The organism is Sphingobium fontiphilum (assembly GCF_014196635.1).
GTDB lineage: Bacteria > Pseudomonadota > Alphaproteobacteria > Sphingomonadales > Sphingomonadaceae > Sphingobium > Sphingobium fontiphilum.
Genome location: NZ_JACIEB010000002.1, coordinates 317,230 through 339,086, shown reverse-complemented (window position 1 = coordinate 339,086; position 21,857 = coordinate 317,230). Strand labels below are relative to the sequence as shown.

Genomic DNA, 21,857 nt, shown 5'->3' with positions numbered 1-21,857 from the left:
AGAACCGCCTTCCGCCCAAACCATCCGAAAAGACGTCGAACCGCTGCCATCCATGCCCCCTAACTGACGCTCATGCAGCAGAGCATCGATGAGTTAAAGAGGTAAAGCGGGCTTTCGTTCATGCCGCAGGGCGGGCGTCGCGCGCAAACGCACAATCGCCCTTCCCATTGCGCCCTTGCCCCTCTAATGTCCCGGCCGCTTCCCGCCCACCTGCAAGGATGATCCAAAGCCTATGACCCGGCCCGCCTTCAAGCGCATATTGCTGAAACTGTCGGGCGAGGTGTTGATGGGGCAGGGGCAGTTTGGCATCGAGCCTGAAACGGTGGCGCGTGTCGCGGGGGAAATCGCGGCGGCCAAGGATGCGGGGTTCGAACTGTGCATCGTCGTTGGCGGCGGCAACATCTTTCGCGGGCTGGCTGGCGCCGCCGCCGGGTTCGACCGGGCGAGCGCCGATTATATGGGCATGCTGGCGACGGTGATGAACGCGCTGGCGGTGCAGAATGCGCTGGAAAAACTGGGTTATGACACGCGCGTCCAGTCGGCCATTCCGATGGCGTCGGTCTGCGAGCCCTATATCAGGCGCAAGGCGGTGCGACACATGGAAAAGGGCCGGATCGTCATCTTCGCCGCCGGCACCGGCAGCCCCTTCTTCACCACCGACACCACCGCGGCGTTGCGCGCGGCGGAAATGAACTGCGACGCGCTGTTCAAGGGCACCAGCGTCGATGGCGTTTACGACGCCGATCCCAAGAAGGTGACAGGCGCCGTGCGTTATGACCGGATCAGCTTCGACAAGGTGCTGAACGATAACCTGAAGGTCATGGACGCCAGCGCCATCGCGCTGTGTCGCGAAAACAATATCCCCATCGTCGTCTTCAACATCCGCGAAACCGGCAATCTGGCCACCGTGCTGGCCGGGCAGGGCGTGGCGACGGTCGTTCAAAATCAGGAGTCCTGAACATCATGCCCCAATATGACAAAGCCGACCTGGAACGCCGCATGGCGGGCGCGCTCGAATCGCTGCGCGGCGACCTTACCGGCCTGCGCACTGGCCGCGCCAATGTGCAGCTGCTCGATCCGGTGACTGTCGAGGTCTATGGCGCGCACATGCCCTTGAATCAGGTGGCGACCGTATCCGCGCCCGAACCGCGCATGTTGTCGGTGCAGGTGTGGGACAAGACCAATGTCGGCCCGGTCGACAAGGCGATTCGCTCCGCTGGCCTGGGCCTCAACCCCATTGTCGACGGCCAGACGCTGCGCCTGCCCATCCCCGACCTGACCGAGGAACGCCGCAAGGAACTGGCGAAGCTGGCCGGCAAATATGCCGAAGGCGCGCGCGTCGCCGTCCGCAATGTCCGCCGCGACGGCATGGACAGCCTGAAGGCCGACGAGAAGAAGGGGGAGATCAGCGAGGACGAGCGCAAGCGCAAGGAAACCGAGGTCCAGAAGCTGACTGACGCCATCATCGCCGACATCGACACGCTGACTGCCTCGAAGGAAAAGGAAATCATGGGCCAGTAATTTAGGCCTGGTCCATGATGACGATCTTCGTTCACCCCAAGCACAGGGCCTGATATGGCCAGCCGGATGCAGGCTTCCTTTCCCAAGGCCGCGACCGACCAAGGCGCGCGCCATGTCGATGGCTCCGGATCAGGCTCCCCCGGAGCCCGCCATGTCGCCATAATCATGGACGGCAATGGCCGCTGGGCGAAGAAGCGGCTGTTGCCGCGCATCGCCGGGCATCGCGCCGGGGTGGAGGCGGTGCGCCGGGTGGCGCGCGCCGCCCGCGAACTGGGGCTGGAATGCCTGACGCTCTATGCCTTTTCTTCCGAAAACTGGAAAAGGCCCGCAAGCGAGGTCGCCGACCTGATGGGCCTTCTGCGTCATTTCATTCAGGCTGATCTGGATGAATTTCACGCCAATGGCGTGCGGTTGCGGGTGATCGGCGATTATCGCGCGCTTGACCCCGCGCTGGTCGGGATGATCGATGGCGCCATCGCCCGCACCGCCGAAAACAGCGGCCCGGTGATCGCCATCGCGCTCAACTATGGCGCGCAGGATGAAATGGTGCGCGCGGCGCAGCGGCTGGCGCGCCGGGTGGCGGATGGCGAACTTGATCCGGCGGCGATTGACCCGGCTGCGATTGAAGGCGCGCTGGATACCGCCGACCTGCCGCCGCTCGACCTGCTCATCCGCACGTCGGGCGAACAGCGGCTCAGCAATTTCATGCTGTGGCAGGCGGCCTATGCCGAGCTGTATTTCACCGACATTCTGTGGCCCGATTTTGACGCCGACGCATTGGCGCGGGCGCTGGCCAGCTTCAACCGGCGCGATCGCCGCTTCGGCGGGCTGTAGGCGATGTCGGAGGAACTGAAAAAGCGGATCGTCGTCGGCCTGATCCTGATCGCGGTCGCCATCGCGGCTTTGCTGGCGGGGGGCATCGCCTTCTGGATGCTGCTGTCGGTCGCGGGCGTGCTGATGATGGGCGAATGGGGCGCGCTCGTCGGGGCTGACGCCAACTGGCGAAAGCTCGCCATGTATGCGGTTTCGATTCCCCTGGCGCTGCTGTGTCCGGTGGCGGCGGGGCTTGCCTGGATCGTGCTGGCGGCGGTCATTGGCGCTTTCGCTTTCCTGTTGGCGACGACCCGGTCGCTGCCGCTGGCGATGGGCGTCGTCTATATCTGCGCGCCAGTGGTGGCGCTCAGCTTCCTGCGGGGGCAGGAGCCGGGCGGGCTGCTGCTGGCGCTGTGGGCGCTGGCGCTGGTGTGGGCGACGGATATTGGCGCCTATTTCGCCGGGCGCGCCATTGGCGGGCCGAAGCTGGCCCCACGCGTCAGCCCGTCCAAAACCTGGTCGGGGCTGGCGGGTGGCGTGGCTGCCGCGCTGGCGCTGGGCTTTGCGCTGCACCTCTGGGCCGGGCTGCCGGTGCGGCTGGCGGCGGCCAGTGGCCTGCTGGCGGTGGCGGCGCAATTGGGCGACCTGCTGGAAAGCGCGATGAAGCGGCGCGCGGGCGTGAAGGACAGCGGCTCATTGCTGCCCGGCCATGGCGGCGTGATGGACCGGCTGGACGGGGTGGTGGCCGCCGCGCCGCTGGCCGCCATCATTTTTTGGACCGGGGCGGGCGCATGAGGACGGTCAGCATATTCGGCGCGACCGGATCGGTCGGCACGTCCACGCTGGACCTGATCGCGCGGGAGCCCGATGCGTTCGAGGTGGTGGCGCTGACCGCGAACGGCGATGTCGACAAGCTGGCCGCGATTGCCCGCGCAACGAACGCGCAGATCGCGGTGATCGCCGACGAGAGCCGCTATGCCGCGCTGCGCGACGCCCTGGCGGGCTCGGGCACGGAGGCGGCGGCGGGCGAAGCCGCGCTGGTCGACGCGGCGCGGGCCGGGGCCGACTGGACCATGGCGGCGATCGTCGGCTGTGCGGGGCTCGCCCCCACCATGGCGGCGCTGGCTGCGGGCGGCACGGTGGCGCTGGCCAACAAGGAATCCCTGGTGTCGGCCGGCGCGCTGATGATGGGCGCGGCGACGGCATCGGGCGCGACCCTGTTGCCGGTCGACAGCGAGCATAACGCCATATTCCAGTGTCTGGCGGGCAGCGACCTGAGCGAAGTCGCCCGGATCATCCTGACCGCCAGCGGCGGGCCGTTCCGCACCCGGTCGCGTGAGGATATGCGCGCGATGACGCCCGAACAGGCGGTGGCTCACCCCAATTGGTCGATGGGGGCCAAGATCAGCGTCGACAGCGCGACGATGATGAACAAGGGGCTGGAACTGATCGAGGCGGCGCATCTGTTCCCCGTCGGGCTCGACCGCATTGAAATATTGGTGCATCCGCAGTCGGTGATCCATTCGCTGGTCGAATATCGCGACCGTTCGACGCTGGCGCAACTGGGTTCTCCCGACATGCGGATTCCCATCGCCAGCGCGCTCGCCTGGCCCCGGCGCATGGATACGCCGTGCCAGCCGCTCGACCTCGCCCGCATCGGCAGGCTGGATTTCGAGGCGCCCGACCTTGATCGCTTTCCCGCGCTGCGGCTGGCGCGCGCGGCGGCGGCGGCGGGCGGGGCGGCTCCGGCGATCCTGAACGCGGCCAATGAAGTGGCGGTCGCCGCCTTTTTGGCCCGGCGCATCGGCTTCCTTGATATTGCCATGATTGTCGAGGATGTTCTGGAACGCTATACCGCGCCCATGCCCGACCGGATCGAAGATGTTCTGGAGGCTGACGCCAGGGCGCGGGGTGAGGCGCGGCACGTGATGGAAAGATTGGCTGCTTGATCGAAACTCCCGGTTTCCTGTTCACTTTGGTAGCCTTTGTCGCGGCCATCGGCCCTCTGGTCTTTGTCCACGAACTGGGCCACTATCTGGTCGGCCGCTGGTGCGGGGTGAAGGCGGAGGTTTTCTCCATCGGCTTTGGCCATGAACTGGCGGCATGGACCGACAGGCGCGGCACGCGCTGGCGCATCGGCGCGTTTCCGCTGGGCGGCTATGTAAGGTTCAAGGGCGACATGAACGCCGCCAGCCAGACCGATCCGGCCTGGCTGCAACTGCCCGCCTCGGAACGGGCCGAGAGCTTCCCGGCCAAGCCGCTTTGGCAACGCGCGCTGATTGTGGCGGCCGGCCCAGCGATCAATTTCCTGTTTGCTATCTTGTTGCTTGGCGGACTTGCCTGGCTCAACGGAGAACCGATCAGTCAGCCGGTGGTTCATACCGTTGAGGAAGGATCGGCCGCGGCGAGGGCAGGCCTGCGGCAGGGTGATCGTATCGTTTCCATCATGGGACGACGCATCGAGAGCTTTGCCGAAATTGCATACATTGTGCGGTTGCGCCCGGCCGAACCACTGGCCTACGAAATCCATCGTGACGGCAGAGTTGTGTCGATGACGATTGCTGCGGGCGTGCATGTTGAGAAAGACCGGTTTGGCAATGTCTTTCGCCTTGGTCAGCTCGGCGTCAGGTCCAACACCGTCACCTTGCGCGAGGTGGCATTTTGGGAAATCCCAGTTGTCGGCGCGCGCCGCACGGGACAGATTTTTGTGTCGGCCATCGACGGCTTGGGTCAGATCGTTACCGGACGCCGTTCGATTAAGGAAATGGGCGGTCCGTTGAAGATTGCCCAGATTTCGGGGCAGGCGGCCACTTTGGGCGTCCAAAGCTTCGTCTTCTTCGTCGCTTTCGTATCGATTAACTTGGGGTTCATCAACCTGTTGCCAATCCCCATGCTGGATGGCGGGCATCTGCTGTTTTACGGGATCGAGGCGGTGCAGCGGCGGCCGGTCAGCCCGCGCGCGCAGGAATGGGCGTTCCGGTCGGGGCTGGCGGTGCTGATGACCATGATGGTGCTGGTGACTTTCAACGATTTGTCGTCTTTCGGGTTGTGGAAAAGCCTGTCCGGCTTGATCGGCTGACGCGCTTGGGGCAGGGAAGCCCGGTTCGACGTCGTCTGTTGCGGCGGAAACAATTTTTTTCGAGGGTGGAGCGGTGACAGCGATGAACAGCAGCAACAGGCAGCGCCAGATTGTCGTGGCCCTGATGGCCGGCACGATGATCGCGGGCCTTGCCGCCGCGCCCGGCGTCGCGCTGGCGCAGGCGACGGCCGCCGCGCCGCCGCCCGCCGCCCTCGCGACCGGCCCGTCCGCGACGGAAGGGGCGATCCGCTCCATCGCCGTCACCGGGCAGCAGCGCCTGGAGCCGGACACCATCATGTCCTACACCAAACTGCGTATCGGCCAGCCGTTCAGCCAGGAATCGCTGGATCAGGCGCTGCGCGACCTGTTCGAGACGGAATTGTTCGCGGACGTGCAGATCCGCAACGACAATGGCGCGCTCACCATCGAGGTGAAGGAAAATCCGGTCATCAACCGCATCGTGCTGGAAGGCAATAAGCGGTTGAAGGAAGACAAGATCCGCCCGGAAATCAAGCTGGCGCCGCGCCAGATCTATACAAGGTCCAAGGTGCGCGCCGACGTCGCCCGCATCATCGAACTCTATCGCCGCCAGGGCCGTTTCGCCGCTACGGTCGAGCCCAAGATGGTGCAACTCGACCAGAACCGCGTCGACATCGTGTTCGAAATCAGCGAAGGCCCCAAGTCCAAGGTCCGCCAGATCAACATCATCGGCAACGACAAGTTCAAGGACAGCCGCCTGCGCAGCGAGATGGTGACCAAGCAATCGCGCTGGTTCCGCCTGTTTTCGTCCGGCACCAGCTATGATCCCGACCGTCTGGCCTATGACCAGCAGAAGCTGCGCCAATTCTACCTGACCGAAGGCTATGCCGACTTCCGCGTCATTTCCGCCGTCGCGGAGCTGACCCCGGACAAGCAGGACTTCATCATCACCTATGTGGTGGAGGAAGGCGACCGGTATAAATTCGGCCCGGTGAAGGTCGAATCGGACATTCGCGACCTGTCGGGCGAAAGCCTGACCAAGCGCCTGCCGATGAAGCAGGGCGACTGGTATAACGCCAAGCTGGTCGAGGATACGGTCGACACGCTGTCGGAAACGGCGGGCCTGTTCGGCTATGCCTTTGCCGATGTGCAGCCCGATTTCAACAGGTCGAAGGATGACCTGACGATGGGCATCAATTTCCGCATCGGCAACGCCCCGCGCGTCTATGTCGAACGGGTCGACATCAACGGCAACACGCTGACGCAGGACAAGGTGATCCGCCGCGAGTTTCGTCTGGCCGAAGGCGATGCGTTCAACAGCTTCCTGGTCAAGCGGTCGAAGGACCGCATCAATTCGCTCGGCTTCTTCCAGGAAAAGCTGGACATCGAACAAAAGCCCGGCTCCGCGCCCGACCGCATCGTGCTCGAAACCAATGTGCAGGAAAAATCGACCGGCGAACTGTCGCTGTCGGCCGGTTTCTCTTCGCTGGAACGCTTCATCGTCGCGGCGTCCGTCACCCAGCGCAATTTCCGCGGCAAGGGCCAGGAACTGCGCACCAGCATCAATTATTCGGCCTATTCCAAGTCGGTGGAAGTCGGGTTCACCGAACCCTATTTCATGGACAAGAATATCGCGCTGGGCGGCGACATCTATCGCCGCGACATGAACAGCTTCCGTTACCTTAACAACACCAACAACCGCGACACCACCTATGAGCAGACAACGACCGGCTTCCAGCTGCGCGCCGGTGTTCCGCTCACCGAATATATGTCGCTGGCGCTGCGCTACACGCTCAACTTCGATGACGTAACGCTGGACAGGAACACCTATTATACCGACATCGGTAATGACGGCATATTGGGCAACAACCCCGCCGACACCTGCGATCCGATCCGCGCCGGCCGCTATCTGTGCGACGCCATCGGCAAGCGGACGACGTCCTCGCTCGGCTACTCGCTGATCTACGACAATCGCGACAACCGCATCCGCCCGACGCGCGGCCACAATATCGTGCTGAGCCAGGATTTCGCCGGTCTGGGGGGCAGCGTCCGCTATGTCCGCACGCGCCTCAACGGCGGGCAATATTTCCCGCTGGGCAGCGGCTTCATCCTGGGGCTGACGGGCGAGGCGGGCTATATCCACTCGCTGGAGAAGCAGCGGCTGGACGCGGCGGGCGACCCGGTCGAGAAAATCCGCCTGGTCGACCGCTTCTTCCTGGGCGAACCCAATATGCGCGGCTTCGACATTCGCGGCATCGGCCCGCGCGTGAAGCGTTATTATCTGGTGGCGGAAAAGGATGCCGATGGCGATCCCACCGGTGAATATATCCGCGCGACCGGCAACAACCGGGCGCTCGACGACGCGCTGGGCGGCCGCATCTATTATATGGCGCGGGCCGAGGTGGAAATTCCGCTGGGTTCGGGCGCGCGTGAAATGGGCCTGCGTCCGTCGGTCTATGTCGATGTCGGCGCCGTGGCGGGGATCAAGGATCCCAAGCTGACGCCCTTTCCGGGCAGCTGCTCCGTAACGACAGGAACCGGGGAAACCGCCACGACGACCACCGTGCAGGCGGAATCGCTGGGCGTCTGCGCAACGCCCCCGGCCGGCTCCACGGCGACCTATCTCGACGGGTCCGGTTTCGAGGAAGTCTATCTGGGCGATACGTTGAAGCCGCGTGTTTCGGTCGGATTCGGCGTCAACTGGAACTCGCCGTTCGGCCCATTCCGCATCGACGTCGCCCGCGCATTGCTCAAGGAACCGGGCGACGACGACAAGCTCATCACCTTCAACGTAGGGACACAATTCTGATGAAGACGATTTTCAAGGCCGCGGCGATCGCCCTGGCCCCCATGACCGCCATCCCCCTCGCCACCACCGCTCCGGCCGTGGCGCAGACCAAGTCCGGCATCGCCGTCGTCGACCTGGAAGAAGCTGTCGCCAAGAGCGCGGCCTACACCACCGCGATCACGCAGATGCAGACCACCTACAAGCCCCAGATCGACACGATGAACACGCGCCGCAATGCGCTGGAAGCCGATCTCAAGACCAAGGGCGACGCGCTGCAGGCCGCCTTCAAGGCCGCCGGCAACAAGCCGACCCCGGCCATCGAGACGCAGGCCCAGCAATATCAGCAGGCCCAGCAGGCCGCCCAGGCCGAATTGCAGCGCCTGAGCCAGCCCATCGGCCTTGCCCGCGCCTATGTCGAGGAACAGATCGTCGCCAAGCTGGATCAGGCGCTGACCTCCGCAACCGCCAAGACCAAGTCGGAGATCGTCTTCAAGAAGGCGGCGACCGAAAGCTTCGGCGCCGGCGCCGACATCACCGACGAAGTGACCGCCGAACTCAACACGCTGGTCCCCAGCGTCGGCATCGTGCCGCCGGCCGGCTGGCAGCCGGGCCGTCAGGGTCAGGCCGCCGCACCGGCTCCCGCCGCCGCGCCCGCCAATCCGCAGCAGCCCAAGTCGCGCTGACCCGCGATGACCGCCGAAGTTGAAGGCAGCGGCGTCATCGGCCCCATGGACATCCGTGGGGTCATGGCGGCGCTGCCGCATCGTTATCCGATGCTGCTCGTCGACCGGGTGGAAACGCTGATCCCGCACAAGTTCATTCATGCGGTCAAGGCGGTCACCATCAATGAAAGCTTTTTCCAGGGGCATTTCCCCGGTCGGCCGATCATGCCCGGCGTTCTGGTGGTGGAAGCCATGGCGCAGGCCGCAGGCGTGCTGGCGTCGGTTTCCATGGAGTTGGTGGGATCGGGCAAGCTGGTTTACTTCATGAGCATCGACGGGGCGAAATTCCGTTCGCCGGTCGAGCCGGGCTGCCTGCTCGACCTCAAGATCGATTTCACCCAGGTGCGCGGCCGGGTGTGCAAGTTCGATGGCAAGGCGTTCATCGGCGATCGACTGGCCGCCGAGGCGCAGTTCGTGGCGATGATTGCCGATCCGCCCAAGGATTGACCGGCTTTTCCCGCCCGGCCAGACGGGAATGTCGCGGTGGGCAATGGCCCTTGCCTTGCGCACGAAAAGCCGGTAACGGCCCCCTTCGCTTTATCCGCATCCCAGGCCGGTCGGAAACCGGCCACTATTGGAGCACGAAACGCCATGAAGGCCAACACCCACCCCGACTACCACTTCATCACCGTCCAGATGACCGATGGCACGACTTTCCAGACCCGTTCGACCTGGGGCAAGGAAGGCGACACCATGGCGCTCGACATTGATCCCAAGTCGCACCCGGCGTGGACCGGCGGCACCCGCCAGCTCGACACTGGCGGCCAGGTGGCGCGCTTCAACAAGCGTTTCGGCGGTCTGACGCTGAAGAAATAAGCCGAACGCCTTTGCGCGGCTTCATGAAAAGGGCGTCCGTTCGCGGGCGCCCTTTTTCGTCGCTCTTGACAGCGGCCGGGCCTTCTTCCCGGATGCTCAATCCTCGACGATGCGCAGCAGCTTGCGTTCCACCGGGGCGAGCACCGCCTGCAATTCCTGCCCGCGTTTGAGCACCATGCCCGCTTCCCCGATCAGCGCCCACATGCCCTGGCGATGGCGCAGGGCGGGGCGTTTTTCGATACGATATTCGGGGCGTTCGGCGGTGCGGCGAAAGGCGGAAAAGGCGGCGACGTCGCGGTGTAGGTCGATGGCGTAATCGCGCCAGTGCCCGGCGGCGACCATGCGGCCATACAGATCCATGATGCGCATGAGTTCGAGACGTTCAAACCCGGTCTGCGTCGCGCCTGCGGCCTGACCGGGAAAAGGCGTCACATCCCCCATCAGGCGCGGTCACGCTCCCTGAAGAGCGGCCCGTCATCGCGACCGGCGCGTTCTTCCAGCAGGGCGTTCAGCCTTTGCTGCAACTGTTCCATTTCGGTCTGCAACGCCTCGATCTTCTGCTTGTCGGGGTCGGGGCAATCGCTGCACGGGGTGCCATAGGGCAGGAATTCGCGCTGATAGGCGGTGACGTCGACCAGCATCTGGCGGGCCGGGATGCCGACCATGGTCGCGCCCTTGGGCACCGTCTTCGTCACCACCGCATTGGCGCCGATTCGCGCGCCTTCACCCACGACAATGGGGCCGAGCACCTGCGCGCCCGAACCGACGATGACGCCGTCGTTCAGGGTCGGGTGGCGCTTGCCCGCGATGCCGTTCGCCGGATCGGTGCCGCCCAGCGTGACATTCTGATATAGCGTCACATCATCGCCGATCTCGGCGGTTTCGCCAATGACGGTAAAGCCGTGGTCGATGAAGAATCGTTTGCCGATTCGCGCGCCGGGATGGATGTCGTTGCCGGTCAGGAAGCGCGAGAGGTGATTGACGGCGCGCGCCAGGAAGAAGAGCCGCCGCCGGTAGAGCCGATGTGCGATCCGGTGAAACGCCAGCGACCAGACGCCGGGATAAAGCAGGATTTCCGCGCGGGATCGCGGCGCGGGATCGCGCGATTTGACCGAATCCAGATAGGACAGAAGGTTGTGCAGCATCAAAAAGCCCTGAAGCACTCCATCGTGCGATGCACCATATAGGCGAGCGGCGAAAAAATTTCCAGATCAGGCCTTTCGGGGGGTCGTTTCGGTGCGATGACAAAGGTGCTTGACGGCGGCATAAATTATCATCAGATCGGTAGACAAATAAATTGAAAGGCCTTCTCTCAATGATTGACCTGTTGACCCAACATGCGGGCGACATCTGGCCGTTCATCCTGATCGGCTTCGGCGCGCAGATGATCGATGGCGCGCTGGGCATGGCCTATGGCGTTATATCCAGCACACTGTTGCTGGCGCTCGGCGTGCCGCCCAGCCGGGCGTCGGCCAGCGTCCACGCGGCAGAGACCTTCACCACCGGCGCGTCGGCGATCAGTCATATCCTGCACAAGAATGTCGACTGGAGCCTGTTCGCCCGGCTCATCATTCCCGGCGTCATTGGCGGCTGCGCGGGCGCCTATCTGCTGTCGAACATCGATGGCGGTATCATCAAGCCCTATGTCCAGACCTATCTGGCGGCCATCGGCGCCTATCTGATCTGGCGCGGTTTCCACTTTCCGCCGCAGTCGCGCAATCCCAAGCTGGTAGCGCCGCTGGGTCTTCTGGGCGGCTTTGTCGATGCGTCTGGCGGCGGCGGCTGGGGGCCTGTGGTCACGTCCAACCTGCTGATCCAGGGGGCAAGCCCGCGCCACACGATCGGCACGGTCAACACGGTCGAATTTTTCCTGACCCTGTCGATCAGCCTGACATTCCTGTTCAATCTGGGATGGCAGACCTTCACCGTCTATACCGTCGGCCTGCTGGTCGGGGGCGTGGTCGCGGCGCCCTTTGGCGCGATGCTCGCCCGCCATGTCGCGCCCAAGGTGCTGATGATCGCGGTGGGCACGATCTTGACGCTGACATCGGCCTTTGGCGTCGCCAAGCAATTTGGCGTTTTCGGATAATTCGCTTATATTCGCTCCACTGATCGAAAGGGGCGATAAATGTCGAGTTACCTGCCAACGCTCAAGCAACTCCAATATCTGGTGGCGCTTAAAGAGCATGGCCATTTCGGCAAGGCGGCCGACAGTTGTTTCGTGACCCAATCGACACTGTCGGCCGGCATCCGAGAACTCGAAACGCTGATCGATGTGGTGCTGGTGGAGCGCACCCGCCGCGTGGTGCGCTTTACCGCGCTGGGCGACCGGATCGTGGAAAAGGCGCATCGCGTGCTGCGCGAGGCCGAGGAACTGGCCGCAATCGCGCAGGCTTCGGCCAAGCCGCTGACCGGCGAGTTGCGGATGGGCGTGATCCCGACCATCGCGCCCTTTCTGCTGCCGCGCCTGCTGCCCCGGTTGCGTCGCGACCGGCCCGAACTCAAGCTTTATCTGCGCGAGGAGACCAGCCATGCGGCGGTCGATTCGTTGCGCCACGGTCATGTCGATTGCGTGCTGCTGGCGCTGCCCTATGCGACGGGGGAGGTGGACAGCGAGATGCTGTTCCGCGACCGGCTGTTCGTCGCCTTTCCCAAGGATGACCCGCGCGATCCGCCGGCCTATATCGGGCCGGAGATGATCGATGAGAGCCGCCTGTTGTTGCTGGAGGACGGCCATTGTCTGAAAGACCATGCGCTGGCCGCGTGCAACCGGCCTGAAATGCGGGCGGAAGCGACGATGATGGGCACGTCGCTCCATACGCTGGTGCAGATGGTCGACAACGGACTGGGGCTGACGATGTTGCCGGAAATGGCGATTGATGGCGGGATATTGAACCATACCGACATCGTCGCGCGGCCGTTGCGGTCGGATCACCCCTGGCGCGACATCGCTCTCATCTGGCGGCGCAACAGCCCGCGTGAAAAGGAATTTCGCCTGCTTGCCGGAATATTGCGCGACGCCGCGCAGGAAAATCGTCAGTTGCCCGACGTGGCCTGATCGTTCCAGGCGGCGGCGCGGGCGTCATCCTCCACCCGCGCCTCGACCCAGCGGGTGGACCCGTCGGCGAAATGCTCCTGCTTCCAGAACGGGGCATGGCTTTTCAGCCAGTCGATCAGGAAGGCGCAGCTTTCCAGCGCGGCGGTGCGGTGGCGTGACGCGGTGCCGACGAAGACGATCCGCGCGCCCGGTTCCAGCCGCCCGACGCGATGGATGACGCGCACGCCCAGCAACGGCCAGCGCGCCTGCGCCTGTGCGACGATGCGTTCGACCTGCGCCTTCGTCATCGCCGGATAATGATCGAGTTGGAGGGCGATGAGGCCATTGTCGCCCCGGACGATGCCGGTGAAGGTCGCCACCGCGCCGCCGCCCATCGCCTCCAGCGCGGCGCATTGCGCGGCCGCGTCGAAATCATCCGGGCCGATGACGACGGCGCTCATCCTCCGGTGACCGGCGGAAAAAGCGCCAGTTCGCGGGCATTTCCGATGGGGGTATCCAGGGCCACGAAATTCTGGTCGAGCGCGGCGCGCAGCTTTTCGGGTCGGGCCATGGCCTGCGCATAGCCGCCGCCACGCGCGGCGAGCAGGGCGATGACATCGGCGACGCTGGCGCCGGGGGGCGGGGCGACCATGTCTTCGTCCCGGCCGATCATTTCACGCACCCAGGCGAAATAGAGGATGGAAAGCTCCGCCATTGCCCCGGTCAATCCATATGCTTCAGGCCGACGCGCAGATAGTCCCAGCCCGTCACCAGTGTCAGGATCGCCGCCGCCCACAGGGTGACGAGGCCGACCGCCTGGACAAAGGGGAATTGCGGCACCGCTCCGGCCAGGATCAGCGCGCCCAGCGCAATGATCTGAAACGTCGTTTTCCATTTCGCCAGCTTCGACACCGGCACCGAAACCTGCAACCCCGCCAGAAATTCGCGCAGGCCCGATACGGCGATTTCACGCAGCAGGATAATCATCGCCGCCACGATGTGCATCCCGGCAATGTCGCGGGTGGCGGCGAGCATCAGGATGACCGCGCCGACCATGATCTTGTCGGCGATGGGATCGAGGAAAATGCCCAATTTCGACACCGTACCCTGTGCGCGGGCCAGGTAACCGTCGAAATAGTCGGTCACGCCCATCAGGCAATAAAGTCCGAAGGCCAGCATATAGCCTGTCGTCCAGCGCGCGCCAAGTTCGGCCGGCCACAGCAGGGCGACCAGCAGCGGCACGGTGACGATACGCGACAGCGTCAGCAAATTGGGCAGCGTCAGCATGGCCGAACGCCTGCCACAGTCCCGGCCGTTGCACAACATCCGATGGGGTTGGACAGAGCCGCCGCCAGCCGCTAGACCCGCCGCAGAATTTTCACAGCGAAAAGATCCACGCGCTTATGCAAGCCTCCTTCAGGCTCCTTCAGAAGCGACGCTTCCTGCCTCTCTTCGTCACCCAGCTGCTCGGCGCGTTCAACGACAATCTGTTCAAGAACGCGATGGTGCTGTTCGTCGTCTATTCGGTTTACAACGACGAAGCGTCGGAGACCTGGTTCAGCGCCGTGGCGACGGGCGTGTTCATCCTGCCCTTCTTCCTGCTGTCCGCGCTGTCGGGTCAGTTGGCCGACCAGCGCGACAAGGCGGCGATCATCCGGGTGGTGAAGGCGGCCGAAATCCTGATCATGCTGGTCGGGGCCGCCGGCCTTGCCCTGATCTGGAGCGGGCAATGGGTGCAGACGCTGGCCATTCCCCTGTTGTTGCTGGCGCTGTTCGCCATGGGCATCCATTCGACATTTTTCGGACCGATCAAATATGCGATCCTGCCCCAGCATCTGCATGACGATGAAGTGCTGGGCGGCACCGGGCTGGTCGAGGCGGGCACCTATATCGCGATATTGGCGGGCACGATCCTGGCCGGGATCATCCCCATCGAAATCGCCGCCTGTGCGGTCGTCGTCACCGCCATCATCGGCTATCTGGCGGGGCGGCGGGTGCCCCCCGCGCCGTCGCTGATGGTGTCGCAGCCGATCGACCTGCACATCATCCGGGCCTCCACGACGCTGGTGCGGGGCACCATGCATATTCCCCGCCTGTTCCTGGCGATCATGTCGATCAGCCTGTTCTGGGCGATCGGGTCGGTGCTGTTCATCCAGTTCCCGCCGCTGGTCAAAAATGTGCTGACCGCAGACAAGGCGGTGGCCAGCCTGTTCCTGGCGATCTTTTCCATCGGCATCGCGATCGGGTCGGTGGCGATCAACCGGCTGCTGGGCGGGCATGTGTCGGCCCGATACGCCCCGGCGTCGGTCGTCGGCATGGGCGTGTGCGTCATCGGTTTTCACATCGTGTGCCGCATGTGGACGCCCGCGCCATCGGGCGAGATGCTGATGCTGATGGATTTCATTGAACATCCCATGGCGATCCCGCTGGGGTTGAGCCTGCTGGGCGTGGCGACCTTTGGCGGCATGTTCGTGGTGCCGCTTTACGCCTTCCTGACGACCACGGTGGAAAAATGCGAGGCGGCGCGGACCGTCGCCGCCAACAACATCGTTAATTCGGGCGCGATGGTGGTGGGGTCGGTGATCGCCATCGGCCTGTCGGTCGCGGGGTTGCCCGTTATCGACCAGTTGCTGCTGGTGGCGGCGATGACGGTGCCCTGCGCCTGGCTCGCCTGGCGGCTGCACTGCGCCTGCGATTGAGGCCCGAGGCCGACTTTCAGGCGATGAAGCTGTAGAAGGCCGTGAAAAAGGCCGAGAAGCTCAGCGCGAATAATTTCCAGTCCTGATCGTCGTTGCGCGTCGCCGGCATCTTGCCGACCGCCGCCTTCGCTTCGGGCTCTTCCCAGCGCAGGACATGGGCGGGCAGGCTGCGCCGAAAGGGGTGGCGGGCCGATTCCGTGGAGAGGACAAGGGTTCTTTTCAGCATGGCGACAGGGTTAACGCATAATTTACCATTTCGGCCATGGCGAAAGAAGGTTAACGGCAGGCTGTCCCGCCACGGGACAGGCTTGACTGTATCGTTTATATAATACAGCTTTAACGGAACCGATGAGCGACAGCCTTTCCCCCGAATCGCCTGCGCCCGGCGCTATGCCCCCAGCGGCCGAAGCGCCCTTTGGCGCCGGACCGCCCAGTTCCTTTCCCCCGCCCATGCCGTGGCGGCGCAAGCTGAAGATCGCCGGGTGGATCGTGGCGGCCTTTCTGGCGCTGTTCATGGCGCTGATAGCCTGGCTGGCGATCACGGCGCCGTTGTCCCGGTCGCTCCAGCCCATCGCACCGCCCAGCATCAGCCTGATGTCGGCCGACGGAAAGCTGATCGCGCGGCGCGGGGCGATCATCGACAAGCCGGTGACGATGGCGGACCTGCCCGCCCATGTGCCGCAGGCGTTCATGGCGATCGAGGACCGCCGGTTCCAGACCCATTGGGGCATCGATCCGCGCGGCATCGCCCGCGCCCTGTGGCACAATATCTGGTCCGACGGCGCGTCGCAGGGCGGCAGCACGATCACCCAGCAACTGGCGAAGGGCGTGTTCCTGTCATCCGACCGCACCTTCGGGCGCAAGGCGCGCGAGGCGATGATCGCGCTGTGGCTGGAAGCCTGGCTGACCAAGGACCAGATCATGGAGAGATACCTCTCCAACGTCTATTTCGGCGACAATGTCTATGGCCTGCGCGCGGCATCGCTCCACTATTTCAACCGCCGCCCGGAACGGCTGACGGTGGCGCAGGCGGCGATGCTGGCGGGGCTGCTGAAAGCGCCGTCGCGGCTGGCCCCGACCAGCAATCTGAAGGGCGCGCGTGCGCGTGCCGACCTTGTGACGCAGGCGATGGTGGAGGCGGGCTACCTGACGCAGGCGGAGCGCAACGCGCTGCGCCCCGTGCGGCTTGACCTGCGGGCGGAGGCGGAGGCGACCAGCGGCACCTATTTCGCGGACTGGGTGCTGCCGCAGGCGCGCGACCGGGCGGGGGCCGTCTATGGCGCGCAGGAGGTTGCGACGACGCTGGACAGCCGGATGCAGCGATTTGCCGAGGGGGCGGTGCGACGCGCCGGACTGGGCGGGGCGCAGGCGGCGCTGGTCGCGATGAAGCCGGACGGCAGCGTGGTCGCCATGGTCGGCGGCAAGAATTACGAGAAGAGCAGCTTCAACCGCGCGGTGCAGGCCCGGCGCCAGCCCGGATCGACATTCAAGCTGTTCGTCTATCTGGCCGCGTTCCGATCAGGGATGACGCCCGACGACATGATCGACGACACACCGATCACGACGGGCGCATATCGCCCGGCCAATCATGGCGGCCAATATCGCGGGCGCATCACCCTGCGACAGGCCTTCGCCATTTCCTCCAATGTCGCCGCCGTAAGGCTGACGCAGAAAGTCGGCGTCGACGCGGTTATCAAGGTCGCCCGCGACCTGGGCGTCACCGCGCCGCTGACGCAGGATCTGAGCCTGGCGCTGGGGACGTCGGAAATCCCGCTGATCGAACTGGCGCAGGCCTATGCGGCGGTGGCGGCGGGGGAGTGGCCGGTCATGGCCCATGGCCTGCCGCCCGAAGAGCGCGGCTGGTTCGAAAGCCTGATGGACCGGCAGCGCAAGTTCGACAGCAGCGATCTGGAGATGATCCGCGACCTGCTGTCGTCGGCGGCCAATCGCGGCACCGGCAGCGCGGCGGCGCTGCGCACCAGCACGTTCGGCAAGACCGGCACGACGCAGGACAGCCGCGACGCCATCTTCGTGGGCTATGCGGGCGGCATCGTGACGGCGGTGTGGGTGGGCAATGACGACAACAGCCCGTTGCCGGGCGCGGCGGGCGGCGGCCTGCCCGCGCATATCTGGCGCGACTTTATGAGCCGGGCCATCGACGAGCCGGTCGAGGAAGCAGCGCCGGAGGAACTGGACGGCAACCTCGTCAACGCCATCGCCAATGTGACGGTGGAAACCGACATCGGCAATGTCTCTCTGGGCGTCGAGGGCAATGGCCTGCGGCTCGACATCGGCCCGGCCACGGTGCGGATTCCCATCGATCAGGCGACGCCCGCCACGCCGCCGCCAGCCGTCGCGCCGACCCGGCCTGCGGACAATGCGCCTGCCGGGCCGTGAGGTTCAGGGGGCAGGCGGCGTGGACGAGTTCATTGCCAACAGGAATGTTTGAAATTGATGATTAGCGGAAATTCGTTGTAGATGGCAGCGATGACCGAAAACCGCTCCGAAGCCGCAGATTTCCGACATGATTGGACAAAGTTTTATCCGACCTGTCTACCTCTTGGATGGATGCTGCGCAGTCGCGCAGACTCTCCATGGGTTCGCTTTCACGCGCTCCCCTATTCAAAGCGGTATGCCGACAATCAAGTAGAGCGGGAAATCATCCTTGCCCGAGCGAATAAGTGTGGCGATCGGTTGCTTGGTCCCGGCCAGTGGTGCTGGGTCGTTGAGGCTGAATTCAGCGGCCCAACTGTTCCGAACGACGTAGTACTTTCCGGGCCAGACACCGACGATCCCGATAAGACATGGAACTTTTATGCTCGCAGGGAGCGGTGGCTAGCGGGGAAATACAATCGACTGTTGCTGTCGATTGCTGACGATGGACCAGGGACCACTATTTGGATGAGGTGCGATAACGGTGCTGTGTTTGCTCCTTATGACGGCGGATTCGACCTGTTCCCAGTCTCATGGGATATTGTGAGCGATCTCAAAGCTGAATGGCCGGATTGGCTTTCCGACCATCCTAAAGGGCTTTGACTGCCTGATCTAAGCGTCCGATACGGGGCGAAACCAGAAGCCCAAGCTCGCCCACGCCGCCTCAGTGTTGCAGGCCGCCAGAACCGAATGCCGATCCGCCCTACAGCCAGCCCTTGGCGTGATAGGCCTGCGCCGTCGTGCGCAGCCCCTCTTCGGTCGATACCTGCGGCGTCCAGAGCGGAGAGGGGGGCGCAAGGCGCGAATTGCTGACCCAGTCGGGGTGGCAGAAATAGCGGACGCGGTCGGGCGTCAGCCGGGCGCGTTGGCCGCGCACCAGCCGGTCGATGGCTGCGCCCATGGTCATCAGCGCGCGGGGCATCGACACTGGCCGCACCCGCCGGTCCAGCGCCCGGCCGAGCGCCAGCGCGAAATCGCGATGGTCCCAGCCATCGGGCGCGCCATCGTCAATCTCATAACATTGGGTCAGGCTGATCTCCCGATCTGTCGCCAGCGCCAGCAGCAGGCGCGCAAGGTCCGCCACATGGATGACGGAAAAACGCCCGCCCGGCGGCAGCAACACCAGTCCGCGCTTGGCCATCTGGAACAGTTCCAGCATCTCGCGATCGCCGGGGCCATAGATGGCGGGCGGGCGCACGATGGTCCAGTCAAGGCCGCTGGCCTTCACATGGCGTTCGGCCAGTTCCTTCGACCAGCCATAGTCGGACAGGTCGGGTTCCCGCGCGGCGAGCGAGGACACATGGATCAGGCGGCGAACGCCCTGCCGCCGCATCGCGTCGACCAGCGCCATCGTGCCGGTGGCGTTACCGGCTTCAAAAGCCGCGCGGTCGGGCGCGTTGACCACGCCCGCAATGTGGATGACGGCGTCGGCCTGCGCCACCAGCCGGTCGAGCGAATCGCCTTGGTCCAGCGCGCCGGGCATCCATGTCAGGCGCGCTTGAGGGGGTTGCGCGCGGCGGGTGAGGGCATGGACATGATGCCCGGCGGCCAGCGCCTGCGCCAGCGTTTCCCCGCCGACGAAGCCTGTCGCGCCGGTCATGGCGATGGTCATCGTCATGGGGTCAGATCATGGCCATATGGTCGCGATGGACCAGCACCGACCGGGGCATTTCGCCCAGCAGGGCGGCTATGTCCTCGCTGCGGCGACCGGCGATCTTCGTGGCGGCGTCGCTGTCATATTCGATCAGGCCACGGGCGATGACGCGCCCGTCCTGCGTCGCGATGTCGACCACGTCGCCGCGCGCGAAGCTGCCCTCGACGCCGCGCACCCCGGCGGGCAGCAGGCTGTTGCCGCGCGCCAGAGCGCCTTCCGCGCCCGCGTCGACGATGATCCGCCCGCGCACCGTCAGCCGCCCGGCGAGCCAGCCCTTGCGCGCGCGCTTGGCCGGGGCGGCGAGGAAGATGGAGCCGCGTCCGCCATCGGCCCAGTGGGACAGGGGCGAATCGACCTTGCCCGATATGATGGCGAGGTGCGCGCCCGCGCCGGTGGCGATACGCGCGGCCTGGATCTTGGACGTCATGCCGCCCGACCCCATGCCGGAGGCGGAGCCGCCGTCCGCCATGGCGGCGATGCGCGCGTCGATCTTGTCGATGGTTTCGATCAGCATCGCGCTGGCATCGACATGCGGGTTGGCGGTGTAAAGCCCGTCCACGTCGGACAGCAGCACAACCGCGTCGGCCTGAGCCGCCTGGCCGATGCGCGCGGCCAGCCGGTCATTGTCGCCAAAGCGGATTTCGGCGGTGGCGACGCTGTCATTCTCGTTCACCACCGGCACGACGCCCAATTGCATCAGCCGTTCCAGCGTTGCCGACGCATTGAGGTAGCGGCGGCGGTTTTCAAGGTCGTCCAGCGTCACCAGCATCTGCGCGGCGGTGATGCCCTGTTCCCCCAGCAGCCCGGCCCAGCATTGCGACAGGGCGATCTGGCCCGTGGCCGCCGCCGCCTGCGCATCCTCCAGGCTGCCGCGCCCGCCCCTGGGCAGTTTCAGGCGGCGCGCGCCGAGCGCGATGGCGCCGGATGAAACGATGATGATCTGTTGCCCGGCCGCGCGCCGCGCCGCGACATCGGCGACCAGCGTTCGCAGCCAGCCCTCGCGCACTTCGCCTGCAGGATCGACCAGCAGGGCCGATCCGATCTTGATGACAAGGCGGCGGACAAGGGCAGGGGGAAAGCCGGGGAGCGCGGTGGTCATGCAACGGTCCGGGAAAAGGGCGTGCCGGTCAAAGCGGCGACCAGGGCTTGTCTTCCTCGCCGCTGGCCTCTTCTTCCTGCGCCACGCCTTCGTCGAGCAGCGGCAGCACGGCGTCGAGCAGTTCGGGCATCCCTTCGCCGGTCGCGCCGGAAATGATGAACACATGCTCCACGCCCGCCTCGTCGCGAAGCTGTGCGGCGATGTCTTCCATCAATTCGGGGCCGAGCAGGTCGCCCTTGTTCAGCACCACCAACTGCGGCTTTTCATCCAGCCCGCCGCCATAGGCCGCCAGTTCGTCCTGGACGATGCGGAACGCCTGAACCGGGTCGTCGCCGGTCGCGTCGATGAGATGCAGCAGCACGCGGCAGCGTTCGATATGGCCGAGGAACCGGTCGCCAATCCCCGCGCCTTCCGCCGCGCCCTCGATCAGGCCGGGAATGTCGGCCAGCACGAATTCGCGGTCGCGGTGCAGCACGACGCCCAGCTGCGGCTTGGTGGTGGTGAAGGCGTATGCGCCGACCTTTGCCTTGGTATTGGTGATCTGGTTGATGAGGGTGGACTTGCCGGCATTGGGCATCCCGACAAGGCCGACATCGGCCAGTAGCTTGAGGCGCAGCCACACCCACATTTCCTGCCCCGGCCACCCGGTGCCGTGCTGACGCGGGGCGCGGTTGGTGCTGGTCTTGTAGGACAGGTTGCCCCGGCCGCCGTCGCCGCCGCGCAGCAGGACGATGCGCTGGCCCACTTGCGTGAAGTCGGCGAGCAACTCCTGCTCATATTCCATGCTGCCGTCTTCCTCGTCCTCCGTCCCTGCAATGGGGACGGGGTCGGACAGGATCTGGGTGCCGACGGGAACCTTGACGACCAGATCGTCGCCGCCCGCGCCATAGCGGTTCTTGCCCATGCCGGGCTGGCCCCGCTGGGCCTTGAAATGCTGGGTATAGCGAAAGTCGATGAGGGTGTTGAGGCCCGCCACCGCTTCGAAAATGATGTCGCCGCCCTTGCCGCCATTGCCGCCGTCGGGGCCGCCATATTCGACATATTTTTCGCGTCGGAAACTGACCGCGCCGGGGCCGCCCCAGCCGGATTTGATAAATATCTTGGCTTGATCGAGAAAATGCATGGCGCCCCATAGCGCCAAGCGGGCCAAAGGGGAAGTTTTGCGGTTCGGTGCGGCGTGGAAAAGCGCATGGTTGACCGCTGGGTGCGGGACGGTC

At 64.9% G+C, this 21,857-nt stretch carries 24 protein-coding genes; 15 read left to right on the top strand and 9 right to left on the bottom strand.

Annotation, left to right across the window (positions count from 1 at the left end; genetic code table 11):
- The first annotated feature begins 232 nt into the window (after positions 1–232).
- The 10 genes from pyrH (at position 233) to rpmE (ending at position 9,718) form a co-directional block, all read left to right on the top strand.
- The gene (gene pyrH / locus GGR44_RS05955) at positions 233–958 is read left to right on the top strand and encodes a UMP kinase (RefSeq protein ID WP_183954536.1); all 726 of its coding nucleotides are present in this window, start codon (positions 233–235) and stop codon (positions 956–958) included.
- A 5-nt stretch (positions 959–963) separates the two neighbouring features.
- Positions 964–1,521 (top strand): ribosome recycling factor, encoded by a 558-nt coding sequence (gene frr, locus GGR44_RS05950; RefSeq protein WP_183954535.1) that lies wholly within the window; start codon positions 964–966, stop codon positions 1,519–1,521.
- Positions 1,522–1,587: 66 nt separating this feature from the next.
- Positions 1,588–2,355, top strand: a complete 768-nt coding sequence (locus tag GGR44_RS05945; RefSeq protein ID WP_183954534.1) for an isoprenyl transferase — start codon at positions 1,588–1,590, stop codon at positions 2,353–2,355.
- Positions 2,356–2,358: 3 nt separating this feature from the next.
- On the top strand, positions 2,359–3,129 hold the full coding sequence (locus tag GGR44_RS05940; protein WP_183954533.1) for a phosphatidate cytidylyltransferase: 771 nt from the start codon (positions 2,359–2,361) through the stop codon (positions 3,127–3,129).
- A complete protein-coding gene (locus tag GGR44_RS05935) occupies positions 3,126–4,283 on the top strand; it encodes a 1-deoxy-D-xylulose-5-phosphate reductoisomerase (protein WP_183954532.1) in 1,158 nt (385 codons plus the stop codon). The genes GGR44_RS05940 and GGR44_RS05935 overlap by 4 nt, the downstream gene beginning before the upstream one ends.
- Complete coding sequence (rseP, locus tag GGR44_RS05930; RefSeq protein WP_183954531.1) at positions 4,280–5,413, top strand: RIP metalloprotease RseP; 1,134 nt, start codon at positions 4,280–4,282, stop codon at positions 5,411–5,413. The genes GGR44_RS05935 and rseP overlap by 4 nt, the downstream gene beginning before the upstream one ends.
- Positions 5,414–5,495: 82 nt before the next feature.
- Positions 5,496–8,201: an outer membrane protein assembly factor BamA gene (gene bamA, locus GGR44_RS05925; protein WP_183954530.1), complete on the top strand. Its 2,706-nt coding sequence runs from the start codon at positions 5,496–5,498 to the stop codon at positions 8,199–8,201.
- Positions 8,201–8,863: an OmpH/Skp family outer membrane protein gene (locus GGR44_RS05920; RefSeq protein ID WP_183954529.1), complete on the top strand. Its 663-nt coding sequence runs from the start codon at positions 8,201–8,203 to the stop codon at positions 8,861–8,863. Before bamA ends, GGR44_RS05920 begins: the two co-directional genes overlap by 1 nt.
- Positions 8,864–8,869: 6 nt before the next feature.
- On the top strand, positions 8,870–9,349 hold the full coding sequence (gene fabZ / locus GGR44_RS05915) for a 3-hydroxyacyl-ACP dehydratase FabZ (protein WP_221214285.1): 480 nt from the start codon (positions 8,870–8,872) through the stop codon (positions 9,347–9,349).
- Between the two features lie 144 nt (positions 9,350–9,493).
- The gene (rpmE, locus tag GGR44_RS05910; protein ID WP_183954528.1) at positions 9,494–9,718 is read left to right on the top strand and encodes a 50S ribosomal protein L31; all 225 of its coding nucleotides are present in this window, start codon (positions 9,494–9,496) and stop codon (positions 9,716–9,718) included.
- A gap of 96 nt (positions 9,719–9,814) precedes the next feature.
- On the opposite strand, the gene GGR44_RS05905 is transcribed toward rpmE, so the two are convergent.
- Positions 9,815–10,159: a DUF2794 domain-containing protein gene (locus GGR44_RS05905; RefSeq protein ID WP_183954527.1), complete on the bottom strand. Its 345-nt coding sequence runs from the start codon at positions 10,157–10,159 to the stop codon at positions 9,815–9,817.
- Positions 10,159–10,863, bottom strand: coding sequence for a serine O-acetyltransferase EpsC (gene epsC / locus GGR44_RS05900; RefSeq protein WP_183954526.1), 705 nt, complete (start codon positions 10,861–10,863; stop codon positions 10,159–10,161). The genes GGR44_RS05905 and epsC overlap by 1 nt, the downstream gene beginning before the upstream one ends.
- Positions 10,864–11,033: 170 nt before the next feature.
- Between epsC and GGR44_RS05895 the strand changes: the two genes are divergently transcribed.
- Together GGR44_RS05895 and GGR44_RS05890 are read left to right on the top strand one after the other, a co-directional pair.
- On the top strand, positions 11,034–11,807 hold the full coding sequence (locus tag GGR44_RS05895; protein ID WP_183954525.1) for a sulfite exporter TauE/SafE family protein: 774 nt from the start codon (positions 11,034–11,036) through the stop codon (positions 11,805–11,807).
- Positions 11,808–11,846: 39 nt separating this feature from the next.
- The gene (locus GGR44_RS05890) at positions 11,847–12,776 is read left to right on the top strand and encodes a hydrogen peroxide-inducible genes activator (protein ID WP_183954524.1); all 930 of its coding nucleotides are present in this window, start codon (positions 11,847–11,849) and stop codon (positions 12,774–12,776) included.
- On the opposite strand, the gene GGR44_RS05885 is transcribed toward GGR44_RS05890, so the two are convergent.
- The 3 genes from GGR44_RS05885 to pgsA are packed head-to-tail and all read right to left on the bottom strand — an operon-like array spanning position 12,755 to position 14,042.
- Positions 12,755–13,216 (bottom strand): molybdenum cofactor biosynthesis protein MoaE, encoded by a 462-nt coding sequence (locus GGR44_RS05885; RefSeq protein WP_183954523.1) that lies wholly within the window; start codon positions 13,214–13,216, stop codon positions 12,755–12,757. The two genes, GGR44_RS05890 and GGR44_RS05885, sit on opposite strands and share 22 nt — an antisense overlap.
- Positions 13,213–13,470 carry a MoaD/ThiS family protein gene (locus GGR44_RS05880; RefSeq protein ID WP_183954522.1) on the bottom strand — a complete coding sequence of 86 codons (258 nt, stop codon included), beginning with the start codon at positions 13,468–13,470 and terminating at the stop codon, positions 13,213–13,215. Before GGR44_RS05880 ends, GGR44_RS05885 begins: the two co-directional genes overlap by 4 nt.
- An 8-nt stretch (positions 13,471–13,478) precedes the next feature.
- On the bottom strand, positions 13,479–14,042 hold the full coding sequence (gene pgsA, locus GGR44_RS05875) for a CDP-diacylglycerol--glycerol-3-phosphate 3-phosphatidyltransferase (RefSeq protein ID WP_183954521.1): 564 nt from the start codon (positions 14,040–14,042) through the stop codon (positions 13,479–13,481).
- Positions 14,043–14,158: 116 nt separating this feature from the next.
- On the opposite strand from pgsA, the gene GGR44_RS05870 reads away from it, so the two are divergent.
- Positions 14,159–15,454, top strand: coding sequence for an MFS transporter (locus GGR44_RS05870; RefSeq protein WP_183954520.1), 1,296 nt, complete (start codon positions 14,159–14,161; stop codon positions 15,452–15,454).
- Positions 15,455–15,470: 16 nt separating this feature from the next.
- Here GGR44_RS05870 and GGR44_RS05865 read toward each other — a convergent pair whose 3' ends face one another.
- The gene (locus GGR44_RS05865) at positions 15,471–15,680 is read right to left on the bottom strand and encodes a hypothetical protein (protein ID WP_183954519.1); all 210 of its coding nucleotides are present in this window, start codon (positions 15,678–15,680) and stop codon (positions 15,471–15,473) included.
- 122 nt (positions 15,681–15,802) lie between these two features.
- On the opposite strand from GGR44_RS05865, the gene GGR44_RS05860 reads away from it, so the two are divergent.
- Together GGR44_RS05860 and GGR44_RS05855 are read left to right on the top strand one after the other, a co-directional pair.
- Positions 15,803–17,851 (top strand): transglycosylase domain-containing protein, encoded by a 2,049-nt coding sequence (locus GGR44_RS05860; protein ID WP_183954518.1) that lies wholly within the window; start codon positions 15,803–15,805, stop codon positions 17,849–17,851.
- Positions 17,852–17,932: 81 nt separating this feature from the next.
- Positions 17,933–18,490 carry a DUF3885 domain-containing protein gene (locus GGR44_RS05855; RefSeq protein WP_183954517.1) on the top strand — a complete coding sequence of 186 codons (558 nt, stop codon included), beginning with the start codon at positions 17,933–17,935 and terminating at the stop codon, positions 18,488–18,490.
- A 100-nt stretch (positions 18,491–18,590) separates the two neighbouring features.
- Here GGR44_RS05855 and GGR44_RS05850 read toward each other — a convergent pair whose 3' ends face one another.
- The 3 genes from GGR44_RS05850 to obgE are packed head-to-tail and all read right to left on the bottom strand — an operon-like array spanning position 18,591 to position 21,763.
- A complete protein-coding gene (locus GGR44_RS05850) occupies positions 18,591–19,505 on the bottom strand; it encodes an NAD-dependent epimerase/dehydratase family protein (protein ID WP_246344327.1) in 915 nt (304 codons plus the stop codon).
- A gap of 4 nt (positions 19,506–19,509) precedes the next feature.
- Positions 19,510–20,640, bottom strand: a complete 1,131-nt coding sequence (gene proB, locus GGR44_RS05845) for a glutamate 5-kinase (protein WP_183954516.1) — start codon at positions 20,638–20,640, stop codon at positions 19,510–19,512.
- Between the two features lie 28 nt (positions 20,641–20,668).
- Positions 20,669–21,763, bottom strand: coding sequence for a GTPase ObgE (gene obgE / locus GGR44_RS05840; RefSeq protein ID WP_183954515.1), 1,095 nt, complete (start codon positions 21,761–21,763; stop codon positions 20,669–20,671).
- Positions 21,764–21,857: the final 94 nt, after the last annotated feature.